18 protein-coding genes are annotated in these 20,513 nt (G+C 66.7%); 9 read left to right on the forward strand and 9 right to left on the reverse strand.

Going from position 1 to position 20,513, the window contains the following annotated elements; translation table 11 throughout:
• The first annotated feature begins 168 nt into the window (after positions 1-168).
• Positions 169-759, forward strand: coding sequence for a hypothetical protein (locus tag IEY63_RS17095; protein WP_189070208.1), 591 nt, complete (start codon positions 169-171; stop codon positions 757-759).
• A 54-nt stretch (positions 760-813) separates the two neighbouring features.
• On the opposite strand, the gene dnaE is transcribed toward IEY63_RS17095, so the two are convergent.
• Positions 814-3,975, reverse strand: a complete 3,162-nt coding sequence (gene dnaE, locus IEY63_RS17100; RefSeq protein WP_189070209.1) for a DNA polymerase III subunit alpha — start codon at positions 3,973-3,975, stop codon at positions 814-816.
• 29 nt (positions 3,976-4,004) lie between these two features.
• Between dnaE and IEY63_RS17105 the strand changes: the two genes are divergently transcribed.
• Positions 4,005-4,232 (forward strand): hypothetical protein, encoded by a 228-nt coding sequence (locus IEY63_RS17105; protein ID WP_189070210.1) that lies wholly within the window; start codon positions 4,005-4,007, stop codon positions 4,230-4,232.
• Here IEY63_RS17105 and IEY63_RS17110 read toward each other — a convergent pair.
• The 3 genes from IEY63_RS17110 to lexA all read right to left on the reverse strand — a co-directional run bounded on the left by IEY63_RS17110 (position 4,223) and on the right by lexA (position 6,359).
• Positions 4,223-4,465 (reverse strand): DUF6504 family protein, encoded by a 243-nt coding sequence (locus IEY63_RS17110; protein ID WP_189070211.1) that lies wholly within the window; start codon positions 4,463-4,465, stop codon positions 4,223-4,225. The genes IEY63_RS17105 and IEY63_RS17110 overlap by 10 nt on opposite strands.
• Positions 4,462-5,634: a DNA polymerase Y subunit UmuC family protein gene (locus IEY63_RS17115; RefSeq protein ID WP_189070212.1), complete on the reverse strand. Its 1,173-nt coding sequence runs from the start codon at positions 5,632-5,634 to the stop codon at positions 4,462-4,464. Before IEY63_RS17115 ends, IEY63_RS17110 begins: the two co-directional genes overlap by 4 nt.
• Before the next feature lie 86 nt (positions 5,635-5,720).
• A complete protein-coding gene (gene lexA, locus IEY63_RS17120; protein ID WP_189070213.1) occupies positions 5,721-6,359 on the reverse strand; it encodes a transcriptional repressor LexA in 639 nt (212 codons plus the stop codon).
• A 674-nt stretch (positions 6,360-7,033) separates the two neighbouring features.
• Here lexA and IEY63_RS17125 point away from each other — a divergent pair.
• The 3 genes from IEY63_RS17125 to IEY63_RS22515 are packed head-to-tail and all read left to right on the forward strand — an operon-like array spanning position 7,034 to position 9,636.
• The gene (locus IEY63_RS17125) at positions 7,034-9,157 is read left to right on the forward strand and encodes a hypothetical protein (protein WP_189070214.1); all 2,124 of its coding nucleotides are present in this window, start codon (positions 7,034-7,036) and stop codon (positions 9,155-9,157) included.
• A gap of 53 nt (positions 9,158-9,210) precedes the next feature.
• Positions 9,211-9,492 (forward strand): hypothetical protein, encoded by a 282-nt coding sequence (locus IEY63_RS17130; RefSeq protein ID WP_189070215.1) that lies wholly within the window; start codon positions 9,211-9,213, stop codon positions 9,490-9,492.
• An 18-nt stretch (positions 9,493-9,510) separates the two neighbouring features.
• On the forward strand, positions 9,511-9,636 hold the full coding sequence (locus IEY63_RS22515) for a hypothetical protein (protein ID WP_268239674.1): 126 nt from the start codon (positions 9,511-9,513) through the stop codon (positions 9,634-9,636).
• A 224-nt stretch (positions 9,637-9,860) separates the two neighbouring features.
• Here the strand turns inward: IEY63_RS22515 and rhaS are convergent, their stop codons facing one another.
• From rhaS to IEY63_RS17155, 5 genes are all read right to left on the reverse strand, one after another.
• Positions 9,861-10,856 carry a rhamnose ABC transporter substrate-binding protein gene (rhaS, locus tag IEY63_RS17135; RefSeq protein WP_189070216.1) on the reverse strand — a complete coding sequence of 332 codons (996 nt, stop codon included), beginning with the start codon at positions 10,854-10,856 and terminating at the stop codon, positions 9,861-9,863.
• 66 nt (positions 10,857-10,922) lie between these two features.
• Positions 10,923-11,924 (reverse strand): ABC transporter permease, encoded by a 1,002-nt coding sequence (locus tag IEY63_RS17140; RefSeq protein WP_189070217.1) that lies wholly within the window; start codon positions 11,922-11,924, stop codon positions 10,923-10,925.
• Positions 11,921-12,946: an ABC transporter permease gene (locus IEY63_RS17145; protein ID WP_189070218.1), complete on the reverse strand. Its 1,026-nt coding sequence runs from the start codon at positions 12,944-12,946 to the stop codon at positions 11,921-11,923. The genes IEY63_RS17140 and IEY63_RS17145 overlap by 4 nt, the downstream gene beginning before the upstream one ends.
• Positions 12,946-14,460 (reverse strand): sugar ABC transporter ATP-binding protein, encoded by a 1,515-nt coding sequence (locus tag IEY63_RS17150; RefSeq protein ID WP_229784780.1) that lies wholly within the window; start codon positions 14,458-14,460, stop codon positions 12,946-12,948. The genes IEY63_RS17145 and IEY63_RS17150 overlap by 1 nt, the downstream gene beginning before the upstream one ends.
• The gene (locus IEY63_RS17155; RefSeq protein WP_229784781.1) at positions 14,453-14,794 is read right to left on the reverse strand and encodes an L-rhamnose mutarotase; all 342 of its coding nucleotides are present in this window, start codon (positions 14,792-14,794) and stop codon (positions 14,453-14,455) included. Before IEY63_RS17155 ends, IEY63_RS17150 begins: the two co-directional genes overlap by 8 nt.
• A 131-nt stretch (positions 14,795-14,925) precedes the next feature.
• On the opposite strand from IEY63_RS17155, the gene IEY63_RS17160 reads away from it, so the two are divergent.
• The 4 genes from IEY63_RS17160 to IEY63_RS17175 all read left to right on the forward strand — a co-directional run bounded on the left by IEY63_RS17160 (position 14,926) and on the right by IEY63_RS17175 (position 20,512).
• Positions 14,926-15,705, forward strand: coding sequence for a DeoR/GlpR family DNA-binding transcription regulator (locus IEY63_RS17160; RefSeq protein WP_229784782.1), 780 nt, complete (start codon positions 14,926-14,928; stop codon positions 15,703-15,705).
• Complete coding sequence (rhaI, locus tag IEY63_RS17165) at positions 15,702-16,889, forward strand: L-rhamnose isomerase (RefSeq protein WP_189070222.1); 1,188 nt, start codon at positions 15,702-15,704, stop codon at positions 16,887-16,889. Before IEY63_RS17160 ends, rhaI begins: the two co-directional genes overlap by 4 nt.
• A 73-nt stretch (positions 16,890-16,962) precedes the next feature.
• Positions 16,963-19,047: a bifunctional aldolase/short-chain dehydrogenase gene (locus IEY63_RS17170; protein ID WP_189070223.1), complete on the forward strand. Its 2,085-nt coding sequence runs from the start codon at positions 16,963-16,965 to the stop codon at positions 19,045-19,047.
• The gene (locus tag IEY63_RS17175; RefSeq protein ID WP_189070224.1) at positions 19,037-20,512 is read left to right on the forward strand and encodes a rhamnulokinase; all 1,476 of its coding nucleotides are present in this window, start codon (positions 19,037-19,039) and stop codon (positions 20,510-20,512) included. The genes IEY63_RS17170 and IEY63_RS17175 overlap by 11 nt, the downstream gene beginning before the upstream one ends.
• Position 20,513: the final 1 nt, after the last annotated feature.

The following is a 20,513-nucleotide window of genomic DNA, read 5'->3' on the forward strand; positions in this document are numbered from 1 at the left end:
ACCGATCATACGTTCAGGAATGTTGCGTCCAGCACAGCCTCAACCTGAAGATGTCCGGTACAGAGGGGGCGGAGCTACGAATTGTGCTGCTTGATTGATGATCGGACGTGCAGAGAGCAGATCACGCGCCTTTTATACGCTTTGAGGGATCAACGCGTGAGCTATAGGGTGTACGAGGATCATGAAGAAACGTGGAATAACGACTGGAAGCTCTATTTTCACGAGCTCAATGCCTTCCACGTTGACCTTTTGTTTAAGCATGGCCTGATTAAAGTGGTTTTTAAGAGCAATCACAACCGGATATTTTCCCACCCTTATCTCTATCCGGTCCTTATTACCCCGGAGGGAGGCAGGAATATGAATCCCGCTTCCTTTTCCCTCTTTAGGGATGAGGCCATCCGGTTATTAACGCTGCTTCGCCCGCATATTGCCTTTTCCTGTAGCTATTATAACCAATTCGGATACAATGCCGCCTTGAGCGATGTGATCACCCCATCAAAGTACTATGACACCCTCTTCGCCCAAAAAGATTGCTTTAAAGGCGAAGATGTCATGATCAAAGAGTTTTACGATTTTCAATACGTTGACGATTACGTTTGGATCTCAAGCCCACGGAGATTAGGAGACGAAGCGCCATACAATTTTCCTGACATTGATGGACGGAACGTCACCGATCACAGCTTGCAGGCCGTCCTTGACCAAGCACAAGCTCGGCATGAGCAGGCTTTTCGCACGACCATCCGACTTCCAGCGTTGTAGTTCTCACCCCGTTGCCCTCCCTTTCGTCTGCAGTGCCGCCAGGCGGGCCGCAGATCAATCGGCCGCCTGCGCTGCACCACCGGGCCGGAGGGGCAGTTCCGCGAGCCCTTCGACCCGGACCGTCACCGCGCGCCCCTGGCGCGTGACCTGTCCCCGGACGATCAACGCCCGGGCGTCGCGCAGCAGGGCGCGGTGCGCCTCCCAGAGGTCCGGGCTGATGATCGCCTGCACCCGTCCAGTCGGATCCTCGAGGACGTAGAACGCGAAGCCTTTCGCGGTGGGCGGCCGCTGTTTCGCCACGATCACGCCTGCGGCCCAGCAGGTGGCCCCGTGCCGCAGGTGAGCCAGGGTCTCACAGCCCAGATCACGCAGCCGAGCGCGGTGGGCGTCCAGCGGATGACGTCCAGTCGGCGTCGTCCCAGTGAGCTTTGTATCCAGCGCCGCCTGCACGTCGATGGGCAGCTCAGGCACATCGGGCAGGGCAGCCTCCGGCGCGAGCAGCGCCCGCGTCCCGGGCGGCCGGGCGTGGGCGACCGTCTGCAGCACGAAGTACGCCTCCCGCCGGTTCTTCTGCCGGTCAATCGCGTCGAACGCCCCTGCTTTCACGAGCACGTCAAGGGCGTCCCGCTTGATCTGCACGCGGTCGTAGAAGTCTTCGACGCCCTGGAATTTGCCATTCGTCAGGCGGTCCTGCACGATCTGCCGGGCGGTGTCCGCACTGATGCCCTCCACGGCCGTCAGGGGGACACGGACCGTGTGGACGGACTCGGCCCGGTACGACACACCTGAGCGATTCACGCACGCCCCAGCCAATCGAACCCCTCTGCGTGCGGCCTCAGCCGCGATGGTACTCGCGGGCCACATCCCCGGCGCTTCGGTGAGGAATGCCGCGAAGTAGGCGGCCGGGTAATGGCGGCGCATGTACGCACTCGCGTAACTGTGCTGCGCGAAGGCGTGGGCGTGACTTTCCGCGAACCCGTACCCCCGGAAGGCCGCGCACTGCTCGAACACCGCGTCCGCCTCCCAGGGAAAGGCACCGACCGTGGCGGCCGCTCCGTTCACAAACGTGGCCTTGAGCTGCGCGAGTTCCGCTTCGTCCTCCACCTTGCTGAGGCGACTCCGGAACCGGTCTGCATCTGGCCAGTCCATGCCCGCGTACTGCACCGCGATGCGCAGGATCTGTTCCTGGAACATCAACGTGCCGTGGGTCGGGACAAGAATCGACTTCAGGGGTTCGGGCAGTTCAGGAACAGGTTCCTCTCCCCTGGCGCGGCGCACATACGGGTGCACGGTGCCGCTCTGGATGGGCCCGGGGCGGATCAGGGCGATCTGGTGCGCGAGTTGCGTCATGTCCCGGGGTTGCAGGCGGGCGGTCATCTGCACCTGCGCGGGGCTCTCGATCTGAAAGAGGGCCATGGTGTCGCCCGTGCTGATCTCCCGCCAGACACTGGGATCATCCGGGAGCTGGCCGTACTCGACCCACTCACCGGTTAACCGCAGCACTTCCTCCCGAGCGCGCTCCAGAGCGGCGAGCATCCGCAACCCCAGCAGGTCCAGTTTGATCAACCCCAGGCGCTCAACATCGTCCTTGTCGAAGGTCAGCATGCGAATGCCCCCGGAGCTGCGCATGAGGGGGCTATAGTGGGTCAGCGCCTCACTGCTCAGCACCACGCCGCCGGAGTGCGGGGCAAGGTGCCGAGTAAATCGGGCTTCCACCTGTTCCAGCAGCGTCAGGAGCGCGTCTTTCACAGGCGCGTCGCCCAGGACCTCCGTGAACACTGCCTCCGCTTCTCGCGCCCGGTGTGGCCGGAGGTGTCCGTAATCCCGCCCCAACGAGCGACTGAGCCGGTCGCGCAGTTCAGGTGGGAGCCCCAGTGCTCGCCCCAGGTCCTGAATGGCACTCTTCAGGCGGTACGTGATGCGGTTGGCCACCATGGCTTCGCCGGTGCCGGACAGGCCCCAGCGCTCCTCGACCCAGGAGAGCACCTGATCGCGCCTGGAACTGGCGATGTCGATGTCCACGTCCGGCATGGACGTTCTCCCGGTGTGCAGGAAGCGCTCGAACAACAGGTTGTGCGCCAGGGGATCGCTCAGGGTGATGCCCAGCGCGTAGCACAGCACGCTGCCCGTAGCGCTGCCGCGTCCTGCTGCGAGGATGCCGTGCGCGCGGCAGTAGTCGGTCACCTCGGCCGCGGTCAGGAAGAAGCCAGCCAGGTCGAGCTCGGCTACGGTTTGAAGCTCAGCCTGCACGCGGGCCTGGGCGGCGGGCCGTTGATCGGGGAGATAGCGCTCCGGCAGCGCTTGATACACCCGTTCCTCCAGCGCCTCCTGTGCGGTCTGAAAGGGGTTCAGGCTGGGTTCCGGCACGCTCAGCCGCTCCGGCAGCAGGTGCAGCGCGCACTGGGCCGCGAGGGTCTGGGCGTTCAGCAGCGCGTCCCCGAACGGCAGGAGCCCCGCCCAGCCGTCCGGTGTACCCACGTGCCGGTCCGTATTGCGCGGCCGGTCCGGGTGGGGCGTCTGCACGTCGATGCCCAGCCGGGCGCAGGTCAGCGCATCCAGGAGCGGGTACTCGCCCGGCGTGGCCATGCTCACTTCCGGGGCGGCCACGACGGGGAGTTCCAGGTCGCGGGCCAGGCCGCGCAGGTAGGACAGGCGCCGCTGCTCGCTGGGGGCCTGCCCGTGGAAGAGTTGCACGTACAGCGCCGACGGGAAGATCGCCCGCAGCAGGCGCAGGTACATGGCCGCCCGCGCGAGGTCGCGCTGCTCGCCCAGCACCGTGGGGAAGCCCTGCCGCCCACCGGTCAGGCAGACGACGTGCTCCTGCACACCCCCACCCGCCTGCCGAAGCACGTCCAGGGGCAGGCCGTCTGGGTGATGGAGATTCACGGCCGTGATCAGCTCGCAGAGGGTGGTGTACCCCTCCCGGGTGCGGGCCAGGAGGACCACGGGGAACATCTGGGTGGGCGTGGATGCCCGGGGCGGACTGGGGAACAGGACGGGCAGCGTCACGCCGATGACTGCTGAGAGGCCCTGCTGCCCGGCTTCGTCGCACAGATCCACGGCGCCGGCCACACTGCACCAGTCCGCCAGGCCAACCGCCGTGAACCCGGCCGCCTTCGCCACCTGCACGAGGCGCCGGGGGCTCACGGTGCTGCGCCCCTCGCTGAAGAAGGATTGACACGCCAGCAGTGACGTCAAGCTCCGGGGCGTGGTCATATACACCTGTGACGCGCGAGAAGTTGCTGATGGAACTCAAGCGGGCATTCGGCGTGCAGCGGGACGCCGTAAGCTGGGCCGAGCAGGACCGGCAACCCGTAGCCGTGGTCGGCCGCCTGCACTTCCGGGGGACAGGGGCACGGCTGGAGGTTTGGACCGGCCTCGCCTGGACGCCCGTGCGGCACCTGGCGGAACTGAGCGAAGTCCTCGCCGATGCTAGCGCCCTGCGTCACGCACCCGTCCTCGATCAGTCCTGAAGGCGCGCCAGCCACCAGCGTCCCCCCTGTCCGTCCTCGTGATGCAGTTCGGCCGTGAGTGATCCCGCCTGCACGAGATAGCAGGTCCTGGGCCGCTCGCCCAACCACCAGCGGCCGCCGTATCGCCAGCGGTCGAGCACCGCCTGCACCGGGTAGGCCTGACCCTGCCAGATCAGGCGGATCGGCTGAGCGTCCCGCATCTCGACCTGCACCTCGCTCTGGTACGCCTTCATGGATCACGTCCTTCAAAGAAGGCCAAGACACGCTGCACAGCCCGATCCCTCTGCACGGCAGGCTTCAGGCTCCACGACCACCGCGGCGTGAGGTCCCGATGCCTCACCTGCCCGGTGAGCCAGTCCACCCAGGCGTATTGCGCATCTGTGGCATACGCCCACGGGTCCAGCCACTCCACTCGCACCAGCGCCTCTGGGAAGCGGGCCAGGACTGTTTTCGTGACCTCCAGATCCGCGAGGCCCGCCCAGAGACCCACCATGCGCCCCGGTTGCGCCAGCCCACCCAGCTGCACGGTCAGCCGGTCGATCCCCAAAGGGAGCGCGGCTGCGTCCTGCAGGGCCAGGCCGGCGACGCGGGTCAGGGCGAGGTCGTCCAGGGGCCACTTGAGCTGCCGGGTACCCGACAGACGACCGCCGATGGTATCCGCGTGAACGGTCAGGGTCGCGGCCAGACGGCCCCGGAGTTCCGCGATCAGGCCCGGCAGCACGTCGCGCAGGGCGGCGTCCACTTGGGCCGGTTCGGTCAGGGGCAGGTCAAACGCCAGGGACGCTTCCAGCACCTGTCCGGGGCGGTACTTCTCCACGGCCGTGGTGCGTTCCCCTTTCAGGAAGCGGTTGAGGCGCTTGCCGACATCGACGCCCAGGAAGGCTTCGCGCTGCGCGGGGCTCCACACCATGAGGCCGCCGAGGTCACGCAGACCCAGGAAGTGCAGCTTCTCCAGAGAGGCGAGTGGAACGCCCAACGCGGTGAGGTGCGTCAGAGGTGTGAGCTTCAGAAAGGCCTGCTCGGCCGAGTTGCCATCGTGGGCTTCCTTGACTTCACCGGGCGGCACTCTCAAGGCCGCCAGGTGCGCCAGTTCCCGGGAAGGCGCGAGCCCAACGGGCGCGTGCAGCGCCGCCGCGAGGTCCCGCGCGCCGGAGGGGGTCAGGGTCAGGAACGCGACCCCGCCCGTCCGGCCGTCCACCCGGTCACTAAAGCGGGCGTACAGCTGCTCCAGGAGTTCCGCCCAGATCGCCTGGGCTTCGGGTGCCGGCACCACTTCCACATGCAGATCGGGGCAGCGGGACAGAGCGGCCGTCTCGCGCAGGCCGACTGTCACGCCCGCCTGGGCCGCGAGCGGACAGACTTGGAGGACGCGCCTCGCCTCGGTCAGAACGGCCAGGGGCACGCCCGGATGCTGTCGCCTCACGTGTTCCAGCGGCCAGGGGGCGAGGAGGACGCAGGCGGTGAGGCTCGGCGTGCGTCCACCCATGGTCAGGCCCTCCGCGTCAGGGGCCGGGGTCCGGCAAGACCCAGGCGGGCGACCATCCGCCCCTGGATCTGCACATCGGCGGCCGGGTACGTGCGCCGGGGGTGGTCGGGGTTCTCGCTGATCAGGACGACCTCGTCGCCGAACACGTAGACGCGCTTGAGCGTGGCGGCGTTGTCACCGGGAATGAGGACGACGGCCACGTCTCCGTCGAGGACCTCTGGGGCCGGTCTCACCAGCACGTAGTCGCCGTCCATGACGCCAATGCCGGTCATGCTGTCGCCCCGCACCTGCAGGAGAAAATCCCCATCTTTCACACCGAGGAGGTGGTCGAGGCTGGGGGTGACGTGATCGGGGGTCTGGTCTGCGAGGATCGGCGCACCGGCAGCGATCTGGCCGTAGATGGGGATGCCGTCCTGGATGGCGTTCCTGGCCTGCTCGGTGAGGATCAGGCGGCCCCGGGCGCCGGTGCGTTCGATCATGCCCAGTTCGACGAGGGCTTTAAGGTGGAAGCTGATGGTGGCTTCGGTGAGCTGGGCGGCGCGGGCGAGTTCGGCGGCGCTGGGGGGGCCGCCGGTGTCGCGGGTGAGCTGCGCGGTGAGGCGCAGGAGGGTCAGGCGCAGTGGGGTCAGGCGGGGGGGCATCAGGGTTCACTCCGACTATCGAAGAATGCTTTGATAGTTTCGTGTATCGTGACCGATGACAGGATTCCGCGTCAACCCCTGGATGGTGGAACGTTAAGCAACTCACACGATGGGAATTCGCTGCCAGATACTTCAACGAGTCAGGGTGCTCGAACGCGCAACAACAAGCTCGACGCGATCCTTCAGTCATTCGTATCGAAGTGAAGTAAGAGTGTCATGTTGCTGTCAATGAATACTGGGTTACTTTGTGTAGGCGCATCTGAAGCATTGCTGCTGCCGCATACTGACCCAAAGTCGAGTATGATCCGAAACGGACGCCTTTGAGCTTCGCATCCCCTGCATGTCCTGAACGCCCAGGTCAATACTCAGCACTATCAACTGAGTTCATAGAGACTTTTGCAGACACGCAGGTTAAACTGACACTCCAAGAGCCAAGCAAGAGCGCGTTCATTACAGGGCTCTGGATTGCTTCATTGTAGATACCACCCCGAGTGAACGCGCCCATATAGAAGTTGAATCCGGCTCGATCATGTCTTCCATGAGACGATGATACTCTCATTGATGCATGATCCCATGACCAGAATCAACGAGGGAGAAATATTGATCATTTAAAATGATACTTCGAAATGCGATCAGCGATAACACACAATGATTGACAGAATGATGGAGAGAGCATGAACGGTATCCTCGATCTGAGAGACGCCCCCGAATTCCATAAGATCCTTCTTGATTTCGCGCATCGACTTGAACCCGAGAGCAACGGAAGAGATGTCGTCCTTGCATCGGTGTTTACGACGCTGCGTTATCGTGATGGTCGCGACTTCCGCTACTCGCTGGATCCGGCCAACTTTCAAGTTGAAGAATACGACTCACTCGTTCGTGCCGTCTCCCCAATTAATCAGTCAAGCCAAGCTCGTCGGTTGGCGTACCGCGTTCGAGATATTGAAGGGTTCTGGCATAGCCCAATTGGCACGACAGGTATCTGGAAAGACATCCTCGGCCTTGAAGAACGCGACATTCCTGAAGCGGAAAAAACGATTCTTGAATCGATCTACCAGGTGAAACAGCATGCCCTGCTGCAACAGCATGGTGATGACTTCCGTGCGTACGGTGCCGCCAACGGGCTCCCCGAAGGCATGATGACCAGTGCCTACCTGAACCGCCTCGACACGCGGGACCCCATCCGTGAGCACCTGCGCGCGCTCCTGAACGGCCGGGTACCGTTCACAAGGCACGCCCTCAAGCTGCTGCGCGCTCACGCAAAGGGCTGGACAGCACACCAGACCGAACATGATCAGGACCTCACCTCCCCAAAGGGCGCGCACGTGGACGTGACCCCACGGCACCCCCACACGCCCATATGGGTCACCACGCCCGCTCACCCACCGAGGCGCCGGGAACTCTCAGCGGAACTCGTTGAGAGCTTGCGGCCACAACGGACTGAGATCATGAATGCGTTGCCGGCAGCCCTGCAGCCTGAAGCCCATGAGCTCTTCTCCAGTCTTTCCGTCGAACCCCGTTGCTCACCCACCTTGCTGGCGACCCTTCGGGACATAACCGGTGAAGAGCTCAACGAGCGTGAGTTGGCTGCACGAAAGAGCGCCATGAAACGCGACGAGGTGTGGGTTACCACCATGGTGGAGCATTGGGACCTGCTCGCATTGTCCTTGAATGAACTGCAGCCGCTCAGAAAGACTCGGCTGAAAGAGCATCTCACTCGGCAGCGCCTCCTCCCGACCGAATGGAGTCTGCTGAGGGAGGCGTGGAAGGCTGCCACTGCCACACTGGACCAGGACACGCTTGCGGCGCAGGCCCTACCGCTCTCCATTGCGGACCAGCGGTACTGGCACACCCGCCGATTCCGGTTACAACTTCACTTGACGGCTGACCAGGCTGATCTGGTCGGTCGACTGGAAGAGAAAACGTTACTGAACATGGACCTGCCAGCCCTGCGCACGGCGCACAGCTTGGATAAGGATTCCATGCTCACGGATATCCAGATCCACGAGCTTCGGCAGCGCCACCACCTGATCGACGCTGTGCCGCCGGAGTATCGAGATGCGTTCAGGCGCGCCGTTGCGGACAACAACTTTCAACCACAGATGAGGCAAGTCCTGGCACGCTTGGCCAGTCGACTCAATCTGGAATTGGAGACGTTGCAGGCACCGACGCTGCCAGAAGACATGCGCTCTGCCCTCTTTCACTTGTGGGCCTACATCGCACCGCAGGTACCTGAAATGGCCGGCGCTCTCTACACGGCACTGAAGAAGGGTCGCTATACGTTGAAGGAGGCCGATACGCTCAAGGCACTCGCGACGACGCCCCTTCCAAATGATGTGCTCCCGGAAGAGGCTCGCGCGCTCCTCTTGCATTTCGCGCATGTTTGGTCGCACAACGCGCTAGAACTGAGAGAAGCGGTTGAGCATAAAAGATACACACCGCTGACGTACGCTCAGTTGGTTCGTCATGTCAGAGACGTTGAAATTATGGTTCAGAACGCACGCACTCGCCAGCAGGACGAAGAGCGGCAGGCGGCGCTCACGAGGCAACAGGACAGAGAGGTCGCCTTCAGGTCCGCCGTGGATCTCTGCAAGCAACTCATGGCGCGGTGGAAGGCCTGGAGCCCAGCGGATGCTCAGGCGATGCTGGCGGTCCAACCTGCCGAACTCCTGACGTGCCTGCCACACGTCTGCGGAGAATTTCAAATCAATAACAAACGGATTTCTCTGAAGATTGAGAAGGCCGTAAGGGACTGGATGTCTGCTCGGTCAGCGGGGGTGACTGGAGCACCGTCGTAGGTCTTCGGCATTGTGGTCACGATGGACGGACGGCGGGAACCGTAGCTTGAGGCATGAGCGAGTCGCCCCTGCAGCCGGTGCTGCTGGTGATCGTGCCGCCGGACTGGGAGGCTGATCCGGCGGCGCTCGCCGAGTTGCGCCGGTGCCTGGCGGATGAGTTCGGCGCGCGGCTGAGCCTGCGTCAGGGTACGGTGCCGATGCGGGGGCCGCTGCACCTGTACTGCGGGGTGTGGCCGGACGGCCTGATGTGGTCCGCCCGGCGGGAGGTCACGCCCCGGCTCGCGCAGGCCTTCTTCAGCCTGGACTGGCTGGACCTGGATGACGCGGCCATCTGAGGCGCTACGCTCAGCCGCGTGAACGAGGCCGAGATGGACGTCGTGCTGGACGTGGACGGTCAGATGGCCTTGATGCGCCCGCCGGACTCCAGTGAGGCACCCTGGTCGCTGGCCTCACTGCCGTGCGGCGTGTCGCACACCTGACCTTGATCTTCGCAGAATGACCACGCGGAGGCAGGATGGAGGGGCGCACGCCTGGCGCCCAGTGCCCCGCGAGTGAGGGTCGTTGTGCCGCTTCGGTCTGGGAGACGTGGGAAAGCCCTGCGTTGCCGCAGGGCTGGAAGTCCGCCTTCACCTGGGCGGGTTTTGCTGTTGGGTGCCTCAGCCTGTGCCGGGTGGCCTTACCGTAGCGTCACTGAACAGCCAGGTCAGAAGTTGAACTTGTCGATGTTGCTCTTGTCGAAGACGGTGAGTGGCCCGAGGATCACCACGCCGTCTTTGCCGATGGTGCGCTGGCCGAGTTTCCCGGCGCTGAACTTCTCGCCTTCCTTGCCGGTGATCTGCCCGCTGACGAGTGCCGCGGCGGCGTACGACGCGAGGTAGCCGAGGTCCTCGGGGTTCCACAGGGCGAAGCCCTGCACGGTGCCGTTCTTCACGAATTCACGCATCTGGTTGGGCGTGCCCAGGCCGGTCAGGGCGACCTTGCCTTTGTAGGGGCTGCCGGAGAGGTAGCGGGCGGCGGCGCTGATGCCGACCGTGGTGGGCGAGATGACGCCCTTGAGGTTCGGGTAGGCCTGCATCAGGCCCTGCATCTCGGTGAAGGATTTCTGGTCGTCGTCGTTGCCGTAGGCGATCTTGACGAGTTTCATGTCCTTGTACTGCGGCTTGGTGAGTTCGTCCCGCATCACCTTGATCCAGGCGTTCTGGTTGGTGGCGTTGGGCGTGGCGGAGAGGATGGCGATCTCGCCTTTGTTGCCGATCTGCTTGGCGAGCAGTTTGACCTCGTCACGGGCGATGGTGTCGGCGCTGGCCTGGCTGACGAAGACGTTGCGGCCGTCCTTGGCGACGTCACTGTCGTAGGTGACGACCTTGACGCCCTGGCCCATGGCGCGCTTGAGGTAGGGCACGAGGGCGTTGGCGTCGCTGGCGGACACGACAATGGCCTTCTGGCGCTGGGCGAGCAGGGTGTTGATGTAGCTCACCTGGCTGCTCGCGCCGGCGTCGGAGGGCCCGACCTGCTTGCCGACCCCGGCGAACTCCTTGATGGCCGCCTGGCCGCCCTTCCAGGCGGTGGTGAAGTAGGGGTTGTTCACCTGTTTGGGCAGGAAGGCGATGGTGATGCCTTTTTGCAGGGCGGGTTGCGCCAGGGCGGCGGCGCCGAGGGCGAGGGTCAGGGCGGCGAGCAGAGCAGTGCGGTGTTTCATGGGTTCCTCCAGGAACGGTCGGGGATGCGGGGGAAGGGGGGCGGGGCCAGCCCGGGGGTCAGGTGATCACTGGGCGCCTCCCTTGGCGGCGCGGCCGCGGCGGCCGTACGCGGCTTTGAGCTGCGCGGAGAGGTTGGGGCCGAGCACGGAGAGAATCAGGAGCAGGCCGGTGACGATGGTCAGGATTTCGTTGGGGACGTCCGCGAGGGTCAGGGCGTTCTGGATGATGCCGATCAGGAACACGGCGGCGATCACCCCAATGACGCTGCCGCGCCCGCCGAAGATGCTCACGCCGCCGAGCAGCACGGCCGCGATCACCGAGAGCTCCAGCCCATTGGCGTTGTCCGCGCGGGCGCTGGAGAAGCGGAAGGTGTACACCACGGCCGCGAAGGCGCTCATCAGGCCGGAGAGGGTGAAGAGCAGCAGTTTGGTCCGCTCGACGCGCAGCCCGGCGAAGCGCGCCGCGACCTCGTTGGACCCGATGGCGTACAGCGAGCGGCCGAACGGGGTCGCGTGGAGCACCACGGCCGTCAGGGCCGCGAGGAGCACGAAGGCCACGATCGGGATCGGAATCTGCGTGCCGGGCACCAGGCCGAAGCCCAGGTTGGTCCAGAAGGGCGGGAAGTCCGCCACGGCGCGGTCACCCAGCAGGGCGTACGCCAGCCCGCGGTACAGGGCGAGCGTGCCGATGGTGACCGCCAGGGAGGGCAGGCCCAGGCGGGTGACCAGCCAGCCGTTGAAGAAGCCCGCCAGCGTGCCCAGGCCCAGGGTCAGGACGATGGCCAGCGGCATCGGGACGTGCGCGGCCCACAGCACGCCCAGCAGGGCGCTGCACATGCCGGCGATGGACGCCACGGACAGGTCGATCTCTGCCGCGATGACGATCAGGGTCATGGTGAGGGCGATCAGGGCAATCTCGACCAGGTTCGAGGAGAGGTTGGAGAGGTTCGCGGCGGTCAGGAACGCGTCCGAGAGGGTGGAGCCGAGCAGCAGGGCCAGGGCGACCAGGGCGAGGATGGTGGCCTCCCAGCCGAGAAGGCTGCGCTTGGGCCGGTTCGGGACGCTCATCGGTGGCTCCTTTCCTGCATGGCCCGCGCGGCGCGCCGGGCGAGAATGATGTCGATGCTGATGGCCAGCAGCAGCAAGGCACCCTGGATGGCCTGCTGCCAGAACGCCGGGGCGCGCAGGGCGACGAGGGCGCTGCCGATCACGCCGAGCAGCAGCGCGCCGATCCCGGCGCCGGCGATGGTGCCCACGCCGCCGGTGATGGCCACGCCGCCCACCACGGCCGCGGCGATGACCTGCAGTTCGAGGCCGGTGCCGGCGGCCGCGTCGACCGTGCCGAAGCGGGCGAGGTACAGCACCCCGGCCAGGCCGGCGATCGCGCCGGAGAGCATGAATCCGGTCAGGACGCGGCGGTTGACGTTGATGCCGGCCAGGGTGGCGGCTTCGGCGTTGGAGCCCACCGCGTAGTACTCCCGGCCGGAGCGGTAGGAGCGCAGGTAAATTCCGAAGCCGACCATCACTGCGAGGACCAGCAGCACGAGCGTGGGGACACCCAGGACGCTGCCGCTGGCGAAGGTGCTGAAGGCGGCGGGTAGGTTGCTGGCGGTGATCTGCCCGCCGTGCACGACGGCATAGTCGACGCCGCGGAAGACGTACAGGGTGCCGAGGGTCGCGACCAGGGCCGGGACCTTGCCGTAGGCGACGAGGAGGCCATTGACGGCGCCCAGCACCGCGCCGATGCCCAGACCGGCCAGGAAGGCCAGCCAGATGGGCATGCCGGGGTTCGCGACGAACAGCGAGCCCGACAGGAAAGCGGTGAGGCCCAGGACGCTGCTGACGCTCAGGTCGACGTGCTTCATCAGCAGGACGAGGGTCTGCCCGACGACGACCAGCGCGATGATGGCGACGTTCAGGGCCAGGTCCCGCACACTCTGGGCGCTCAGGAAGCGGGGGTTGAGGGCGGTGGTGACGGCCACCAGGGCCAGCAGGATCACGAGCAGGCTGGCCTCGCGCGCCTTGAACAGGCGGCTCAGGAGGTGCGGCGGGGCGGGCAGGGGCGCGCCGGGTGTGGAGAGTTCAGTCATCAGGCCACGCTCCCTCTGGCGGCCTGCTGGCCGGTGGCGAGGTACATCACCGTTTCTTCCGTGGCGTCTGTGCGGGAGAGTTCGCCCACCAGTTCGCCTTCACGCATGACCAGGATGCGGTCGGCCATGCCGAGCACTTCCGGCAGGTCCGAGCTGATCATCACGACCGCCAGGCCCTCGGCGGCCAGTTCGGCCAGGGTGCGGTGCACCTCCGCCTTGGCACCCACGTCGACGCCGCGCGTGGGTTCATCCACGATGAGCACGGCCGGGCCGGTGGCCAGCCATTTGGCGAGGACCACCTTCTGCTGGTTGCCGCCCGAGAGGGTGCTGACCGGGTCGGTCAGGCGGTGAGCTTTGAGGCGCAGTTTGCTGGTCCAGGTGCTGGCCGTCTGGTACTCCGCCGCGCGGTCCATCAGCAGGCCCCGGCGCAGCTGCGGCAGGATCGCCAGGGTGGCGTTGCGCTCGATGGACATGTCCATCACGAGGCCCTGCTGGCGGCGGTCTTCCGGGACGAGGCCGATCCCGGCGGTCATGGCGGCGGCCGTGCTGCCGCTGGGGATAGGCTGGCCCCGCACCTGCACGTCTCCCCCATCGCGCGGGTCGATGCCGAAGATGGCGCGCGCGACTTCACTGCGTCCCGCGCCGACCAGCCCGGCGAGGCCCACGATCTCACCGCGCCGCACCTGGAAGCTCACGTTCCGGAACACCCCGCGGCGGGTGAGGTTCCGCACGTCCAGGACGACGTCACCGGGGGTCACGGCCTGCTTGGGGTAGAGCTCGCTGACGTCGCGGCCGACCATGCCGCGCACGACGCGGTCGATGGTGTAGGTGCCCGTGGGGCCGCTGCTCACCCACTGCCCGTCGCGCATGATCGTGAAGCGCTGGCATTCCGCGAACGCTTCTTCCAGGCGGTGCGTGATGAACAGCACGGCCGCGCCGCGGGCGCGTAGCGTCCGGACCACGCGGAAGAGGCGTTCGGTTTCCTGTCCGGTGAGGGCGGCGGTGGGTTCGTCCATGATCAGCACGCGCGCCTGGAAGGACAGCGCCTTGGCGATCTCGACGATCTGCTGGTCGGCGATGGACAGGCCGCGCACGGGCCGGGTCGGGTCGAGCGGGACGCCCAGGTCGGTGAGGATCGCGCCCACCTGGGCGTCCATGGCGTGGCGGTCGATGCGGCCGCCTTTCAGGGGCTGGCGGCCCATCAGGACGTTCTCGGCGACCGTGAGGTCCGGGAAGAGGGTGGGTTCCTGGTAGATGATGGCGATCCCCGCGTCCCGGGCTTCGGCGGGCGTGTGGAAAGTGCGGGGCTGCCCGTCGACGCGCAGGTCGCCGCCGTCGGCGCGGTGGACGCCGGCGAGGATCTTGACGAGGGTGCTCTTGCCGGCGCCGTTCTCGCCGAGCAGGGCGTGCGCTTCGCCGCCGAACAGTTCGAGGCTGACGTCCACGAGCGCCTGAACGGGCCCGAAGGCTTTGCTGGCGTGGTGCAGGGCGAGGATGGGGGCCGCGTCAGTCAAGGTGAAACACCTCCTGGAGTTGCAGGAAGCCCGTGTCGGGCGCGCGGCCATCCAGAGCCTCGAAGTAGGGGGCCATGTCGGCCTGCCAGCGGGCGTTGACGTCGCGGGTCTGCATGCCGCTCACGGCGGCGTGGAGGTCGGGCGTTTCGAAGTAGCCGACCAGCAGGCCGTCGTCGCGCAGGAACAGGGAGTAGTTGTGCCAGCCGGTGTCGCGCAGCGCGGCGAGCATGTCGGGCCAGACGGCCTGGTGACGCTTTCGGTATTCCTCGAGGCGCTCGGGGCGGACCTGGAGGAGGAAGCAGACGCGGTGGTGCGTGGGGGAAACAACAGACACGGGGGCTCCAGGGGACCTGCGTCCCAGATCGAGAAGAGTGAAATTTGGTGCCGTCATGTAACACCCTCGCGCAAAAAAATGCAAGGGCTTGTCATTTTGTGTTCGAATGGTGTTAGATTCGGAGTATGGTCATGGACAGTCTCAAGGTGGGCAGCGAACGCCAGCACCTGATCCTCCGGCGAGCCCTCGCCGAACGCGTCGTCAAGGTCAAAGACCTCGCCGCCGAACTCGGCGTACACGAAATGACCATCCGCCGTGACATCGACCAGCTGGCCGAACAGGGCCTGCTGCAGCGCATCCACGGCGGCGCCCGCATCCTGGAGAAGACCAGCGAGGAAGTCGCCCACCAGCTGCGCGCCACCAAGCACACCGAAGCCAAAGACGCCCTCGCCCGCGCCGCACTGGAGCTCATCGAGGACGGCGACGTGGTCGCCCTGGACGCCAGCACCACCGCCCTGGCCCTCGCGCGCATCCTCCACGCCCGCAACGTCAGCGCCATCGTCAGCGGCCTCGACGCCGCGAACGTTCTGGCCGCGAGCGGCGTGCCCTTCCTGATGGTCGGCGGGAACTTCCACGCGCCCGCCCGCTCCTTCGTCGGCGCGTTCTTCATGGACACCATGACCCGCCTGCACCCGGACAAGGTGGTGTTCTCCGCCAAGGCCTTCTCCCCGGACGCGGGCTTCACCGACCCGCACCTGCCGGAAGTGGGCGCCAAGCAGACCCTCGTCCGCGCGGGCGGCACCGTCATCGCCCTGATCGACGCCTCGAAATTCGAACGCCGGGCGCTCGCCACCATCGCCACGCTCGACCAGGTGGACGTCCTGATCACGAACCAGGCGCCGTCCGAACGGGTCCGCAGCGCGGTCGAGACCGCCGACACCACCCTCATCGTCACCCTGGAGGATCAATGAATCAGGAGCTGTTCCAGGCGCTCAGCGCGCAACGCATCGAGACCCCCAGCTGGGGCTACGGCAACAGCGGCACCCGCTTCAAGACCTTCTCCGCGCCCGGCGCCGCGCGCGACGTGTTTGAAAAAATCGAGGACGCCGCCGAAGTGCACCGCCTCACCGGCATCGCGCCCAGCGTGGCCCTCCACATCCCCTGGGACGAGGTGAGTGACTACGCGCACCTGCGCCGCTTCGCCGCGGAGCGCGGCGTGACGCTCGGCGCCATCAACCCCAACGTGTTCCAGGACGACGCGTACAAGCTCGGCTCCATCGCCCACCCGGACGAGCGGGTGCGGGCCGAGGCTGTAGGGCACCTCCTGGCCTGCGTGGACGTCATGACGCAGACCGGGTCACGCGACCTGAGCCTGTGGTTCGCGGACGGCACCAACTACGCCGGTCAGGACGACCTGCGCGCCCGCAAACGCCGCGTCCGCCAGGCCCTGGCGCAGGTGCACGACGCGCTGCCCGAGGGCAGCCGCATGCTCGTCGAGTACAAGCTGTTCGAACCGGCCTTCTACGCCACCGACCTGTTCGACTGGGGCGCCGCGTACGCCCACTGCCTCGCCATCGGCGACAAGGCGCAGGTGCTCGTCGACCTCGGCCACCACGCGCAGAGCGTGAACATCGAGCAGATCGTCGCGTTCCTCCTCGACGAGGGGCGCCTGGGCGGCTTCCACTTCAACGCCCGCCGCTACGCGGACGACGACCTGATCGTCGGCACCACTAACCCCTTCGAGCTCTTCTGCATCTACGCGGAACTCGCCGCAGCCGAACAGGCCAGTGACGACCTGACCCGCACCACCGCCCGGCAGGTCGCGTACATGATCGACCAGAGCCACAACATCGAACCCAAGGTCGAGGCCATGATCCACAGCGTCGTGAACTGCCAGGAAGCGTACGCCAAGGCCCTCCTGATCGACCGCGAGCGCCTCACGGCCGCCCAGCAGCAGGGTGACGTCCTCGAAGCGCAGCGCACCCTGATGGACGCCTTCCGCACGGACGTCCGCCCCCTGCTGGCCGAGTGGCGCCGCGAGAGCGGCCTGCCCGAAGACCCCATTCAGGCCCACCGGGCCAGCGGCTACCAGCAGACCATCGCCCGGGCGCGCGGCACGGCCGCCGCCGGCGGCGGCTTCCCCGTCAAGAGTTAAGTCACCCTGCCCCCTGCATGACCCGCCGCCCGGCCGGGTCCGGCCTCTCACACCCCCAACCCCGGAGGACCCCATGACCGCCACCCAGCCCAAAACCATTATCGTCAACCGCTGGAACGACGCCGAAGCCCCCACCAGCGACGGCCTGGCCGCCCTGACGTACCGCTCGAACCTGCTCGGCGCGGACCGCACGCTGGTCAACATCTACGGCGGGAACACCAGCACCAAGAGCGTCGAGAAAGACCACCTGGGCCGGGACGTGACCGTGCTGTGGGTCAAAGGCAGCGGCAGTGACATCGCCAGCATCACCGAGCGGGGCTTTGCGGGCCTGAAACTGGATGAAGTCCTGCCCCTCTTTGACCGCCCCGAGATGTCCGACGAGGAAATGACCGCCTACCTCGAGCGGACCACCTTCGAGCCTGGCCGGCCCCGTCAGAGCATCGAGACGCTGCTGCACGCCTTCGTGCCGGCCAAGCACGTCGACCACACGCACCCGGACGCCATCATCGCCATCGCCTGCACGCCCACCGGGCCCGACATCATGCGCGAGATCTACGGTGGCCGGGCCGCGTGGGTGGACTACATCCGCCCCGGCTTCACCCTCAGCCAGCAGATCGGCGCGGCCGTCCGTGACAACCCTGGCCTGGAAGCCGTCGTGATGGGCAAGCACGGCCTCGTCACCTGGGGGGACACCGCCAAGGAGAGCTACGAGACGACCCTGCGGATCATCGGGGAAGCGCAGGCGTACCTTGACGCGCACGCAGAAGCCCAGCCGTTCGGCGGTGCCCGCGTGCAGAGCCTCACGGACGAGGATGCGAACGCACTGCTCGCGGAAGTGCTGCCGGTCCTGCGCGGCGCCATGAAGGGCGCCCGCCCCGTGATCCTGAACGTGGACCGCAGCCCCGAGGTGCTCGAATTCGTGAACTCCAACGCGGCGGCCCAGCTGTCCCAGGTGGGTGCCGCCTGCCCGGACCACCTCGTGCACACCAAACGCACCCCGCTTTTCCTGAACTGGACGCCCGACCAGGGCCAGGCGGCGCTGCTGGACGCCGCCCGCAGCGGCGTCGAGAGCTTCAAAGCCGAGTACGCCGCGTACTTCGAGGAGAACAAGGGCGAAGGGGACGTGATGTTCACCCCCAGCCCCCGGGTGGTGCTGATCCCCGGCCTGGGTATGGTCAACAGCGGACCCGACGCGCAGGGTGCGGACGTCTCCCGTCAGCTGTACCTGCGCGCCATTCAGGTGATGAAAAGCGCGAGCAGCCTGGGCGGCTTCGTCAGTCTCACCGCCGCCGAGTCGTACGCGGTGGAGTACTGGCCGCTGGAACTGTACAAGCTCGCGCAGAAACCCGCCCCGAAAACCCTCGAAGGGCACGTGGCGCTCGTGACCGGCGCGGCCAGCGGCATCGGGCGCGCCATTGCCCGGCGCCTGGCGGGTGACGGCGCGCACGTCGTCATCGCGGACCTCAACGCCGAGGGGGGGCAGCAGGTCGCGCAGGAGATCACCAGGGAACGCGGGTACCGGCGCGCCGCGAGCACCGGCATGAACGTCACCAGCGAAGAGCAGGTGCAGGCCGCCTACCAGACGACCGTGCTGGCGTACGGCGGCGTGGACATCGTCGTGAACAACGCCGGCATCGCGTCCAGCGCCCCCATCGAGGAGACCAGCCTGGACATGTGGAACAAGAACCAGAGCATCCTCTCGACCGGGTACTTCCTGGTGGCCAGAGAGGCGTTCAAGGTCCTCAAGGCGCAGAACACCGGCGGGAACCTCGTGTTCATCGGCAGCAAGAACAGCCTCGCGGCAGGCAAGAACGCCGCGGCGTACAGCACTGCGAAAGCCGCGGAAGTGCACCTGGCCCGCTGCCTGGCCGAGGAGGGCGGCGCCCACGGCATCCGCGTGAACAGCGTCCTCCCGGATAGCGTGCTGTCCGGGTCGGCCATCTGGGACGGCAAGTGGCGCGCCGAGCGGGCCGCGACGTACGGCATCCGCGAGGACCAGCTCGAGGACTTCTACCGGCAGCGCAACACCCTCAAGGTGAACGTCCTCCCGGAGGACATTGCCGAAGCGACGTACTTCTTCACCACGCCCGCGGCCGCGAAAACCACCGGCGGCATCCTCACGGTCGACGGCGGGGTACCCACCGCGTATGTCCGCTGACGTGAAACGCCACGTGGCCATCGACCTCGGCGCGTCCAGCGGCCGGGTGGCGCTGGGCACCGTGCGGCACGGCCGGCTGTCCGTGGAGGTCCTGCACCGCTTCCAGAACGGCGGCGTGCCCGTGCAGGGCGGCCTGTACTGGGACGTGCTGGGCCTGTGGCGCGAGATCTTGCACGGCCTGCGGCTCGCCGCGCAGCACGGGCACATCGACAGCGTCGGTGTGGACTCCTGGGCGGTGGACTACGCGCTGCTCGACGAGCACGACCTGCTGATGGACGGCGTGCACCACTACCGCGATCCCCGGACGGACGGCGTCATGCAGCACTGCCTGAACGTCCTGCCCCGAAGCGCGGTGTACGAGGCCACCGGCATTCAGTTCCTGCCGTTCAACACCGCGTATCAGCTGGTCGCGCACGAACGTCAGGCGCCCGGCATTCTCAGCCGCGCCTGTCAGGTGCTGATGGTGCCGGACCTGCTGCACTTCTGGCTGAGTGGGCGGCGCGTGTCCGAACTGACGAACGCCAGCACCACGCAGCTGTACGACCCGCGGCAGGACACCTGGTCGGCGCCAGTCCTTCACGCGTTCGGCCTGCCAGCGGCGCTGTTCCCGGACGTCGTGCCGGCGGGCACCGTCCTGGGGCCCGTCACGCCGGCCATCGCGCAGGAGACCGGCCTGGCAGGCACGGTCGTCATCGCGCCCGCCACGCATGACACCGCGAGCGCGGTGGCGGCGGTGCCCGCCCGCGGGTCAGGCTGGGCGTACCTGTCGAGCGGCACGTGGTCCCTGGTCGGAATCGAGACCCTCAGCCCCGTGGTGACCCCCCAGGCCCTGCGCCACAACCTCACGAACGAAGCGGGCGTGAACGGCACCACCCGGCTGCTGAAGAACGTCATGGGCCTGTGGATCGTGCAGGAATGCCGCCGCGCGTGGGGCAACCCGGACTTCGCGCAGCTGTACGCCGACGCCGAGAAGGTGCCCGGCACCGGTCCCCTGATCGACCCGGACGACCCGCGGTTCCTGCACGCCGGCCTGGACATGCCCGAACGCATCCAGGCGTTCTGCGCGCAGACCGGTCAGGCAGTGCCGACCACGCCGGCCGAACTGGTCCGCTGCGTGCTCGACAGCCTCGCCCTGCGCAGCGCGGAAGTGATCCGCCAGCTGGAGGAGGTGACCGGGCGCGCCATCACGGTCCTGCACGTCGTGGGCGGCGGCGCGCAGCTGCGGTTCCTCAATCAGCTGCTGGCGGACGTGACCGGCTGCACCGTCATTGCCGGACCCGTGGAGGCCACCCTGATCGGCAACCTGCTGGTGCAGGCGGAAGCGTCCGGGAGTATTCCGCCCGGCAGCCTGCGGGACGTCGTCCTGGCCTCCGAGGTGCTCGACACCTTCGAACCGCGCTCAGCCGTTTCCCCCCAGCGCCTGGCGTTCTTCGCCGCGCTGGGCTCCACCCCCGTGCCCTCCTGAA

The organism is Deinococcus radiotolerans, from assembly GCF_014647435.1.
In the GTDB taxonomy this organism is placed as follows: Bacteria; Deinococcota; Deinococci; order Deinococcales; family Deinococcaceae; genus Deinococcus; species Deinococcus radiotolerans.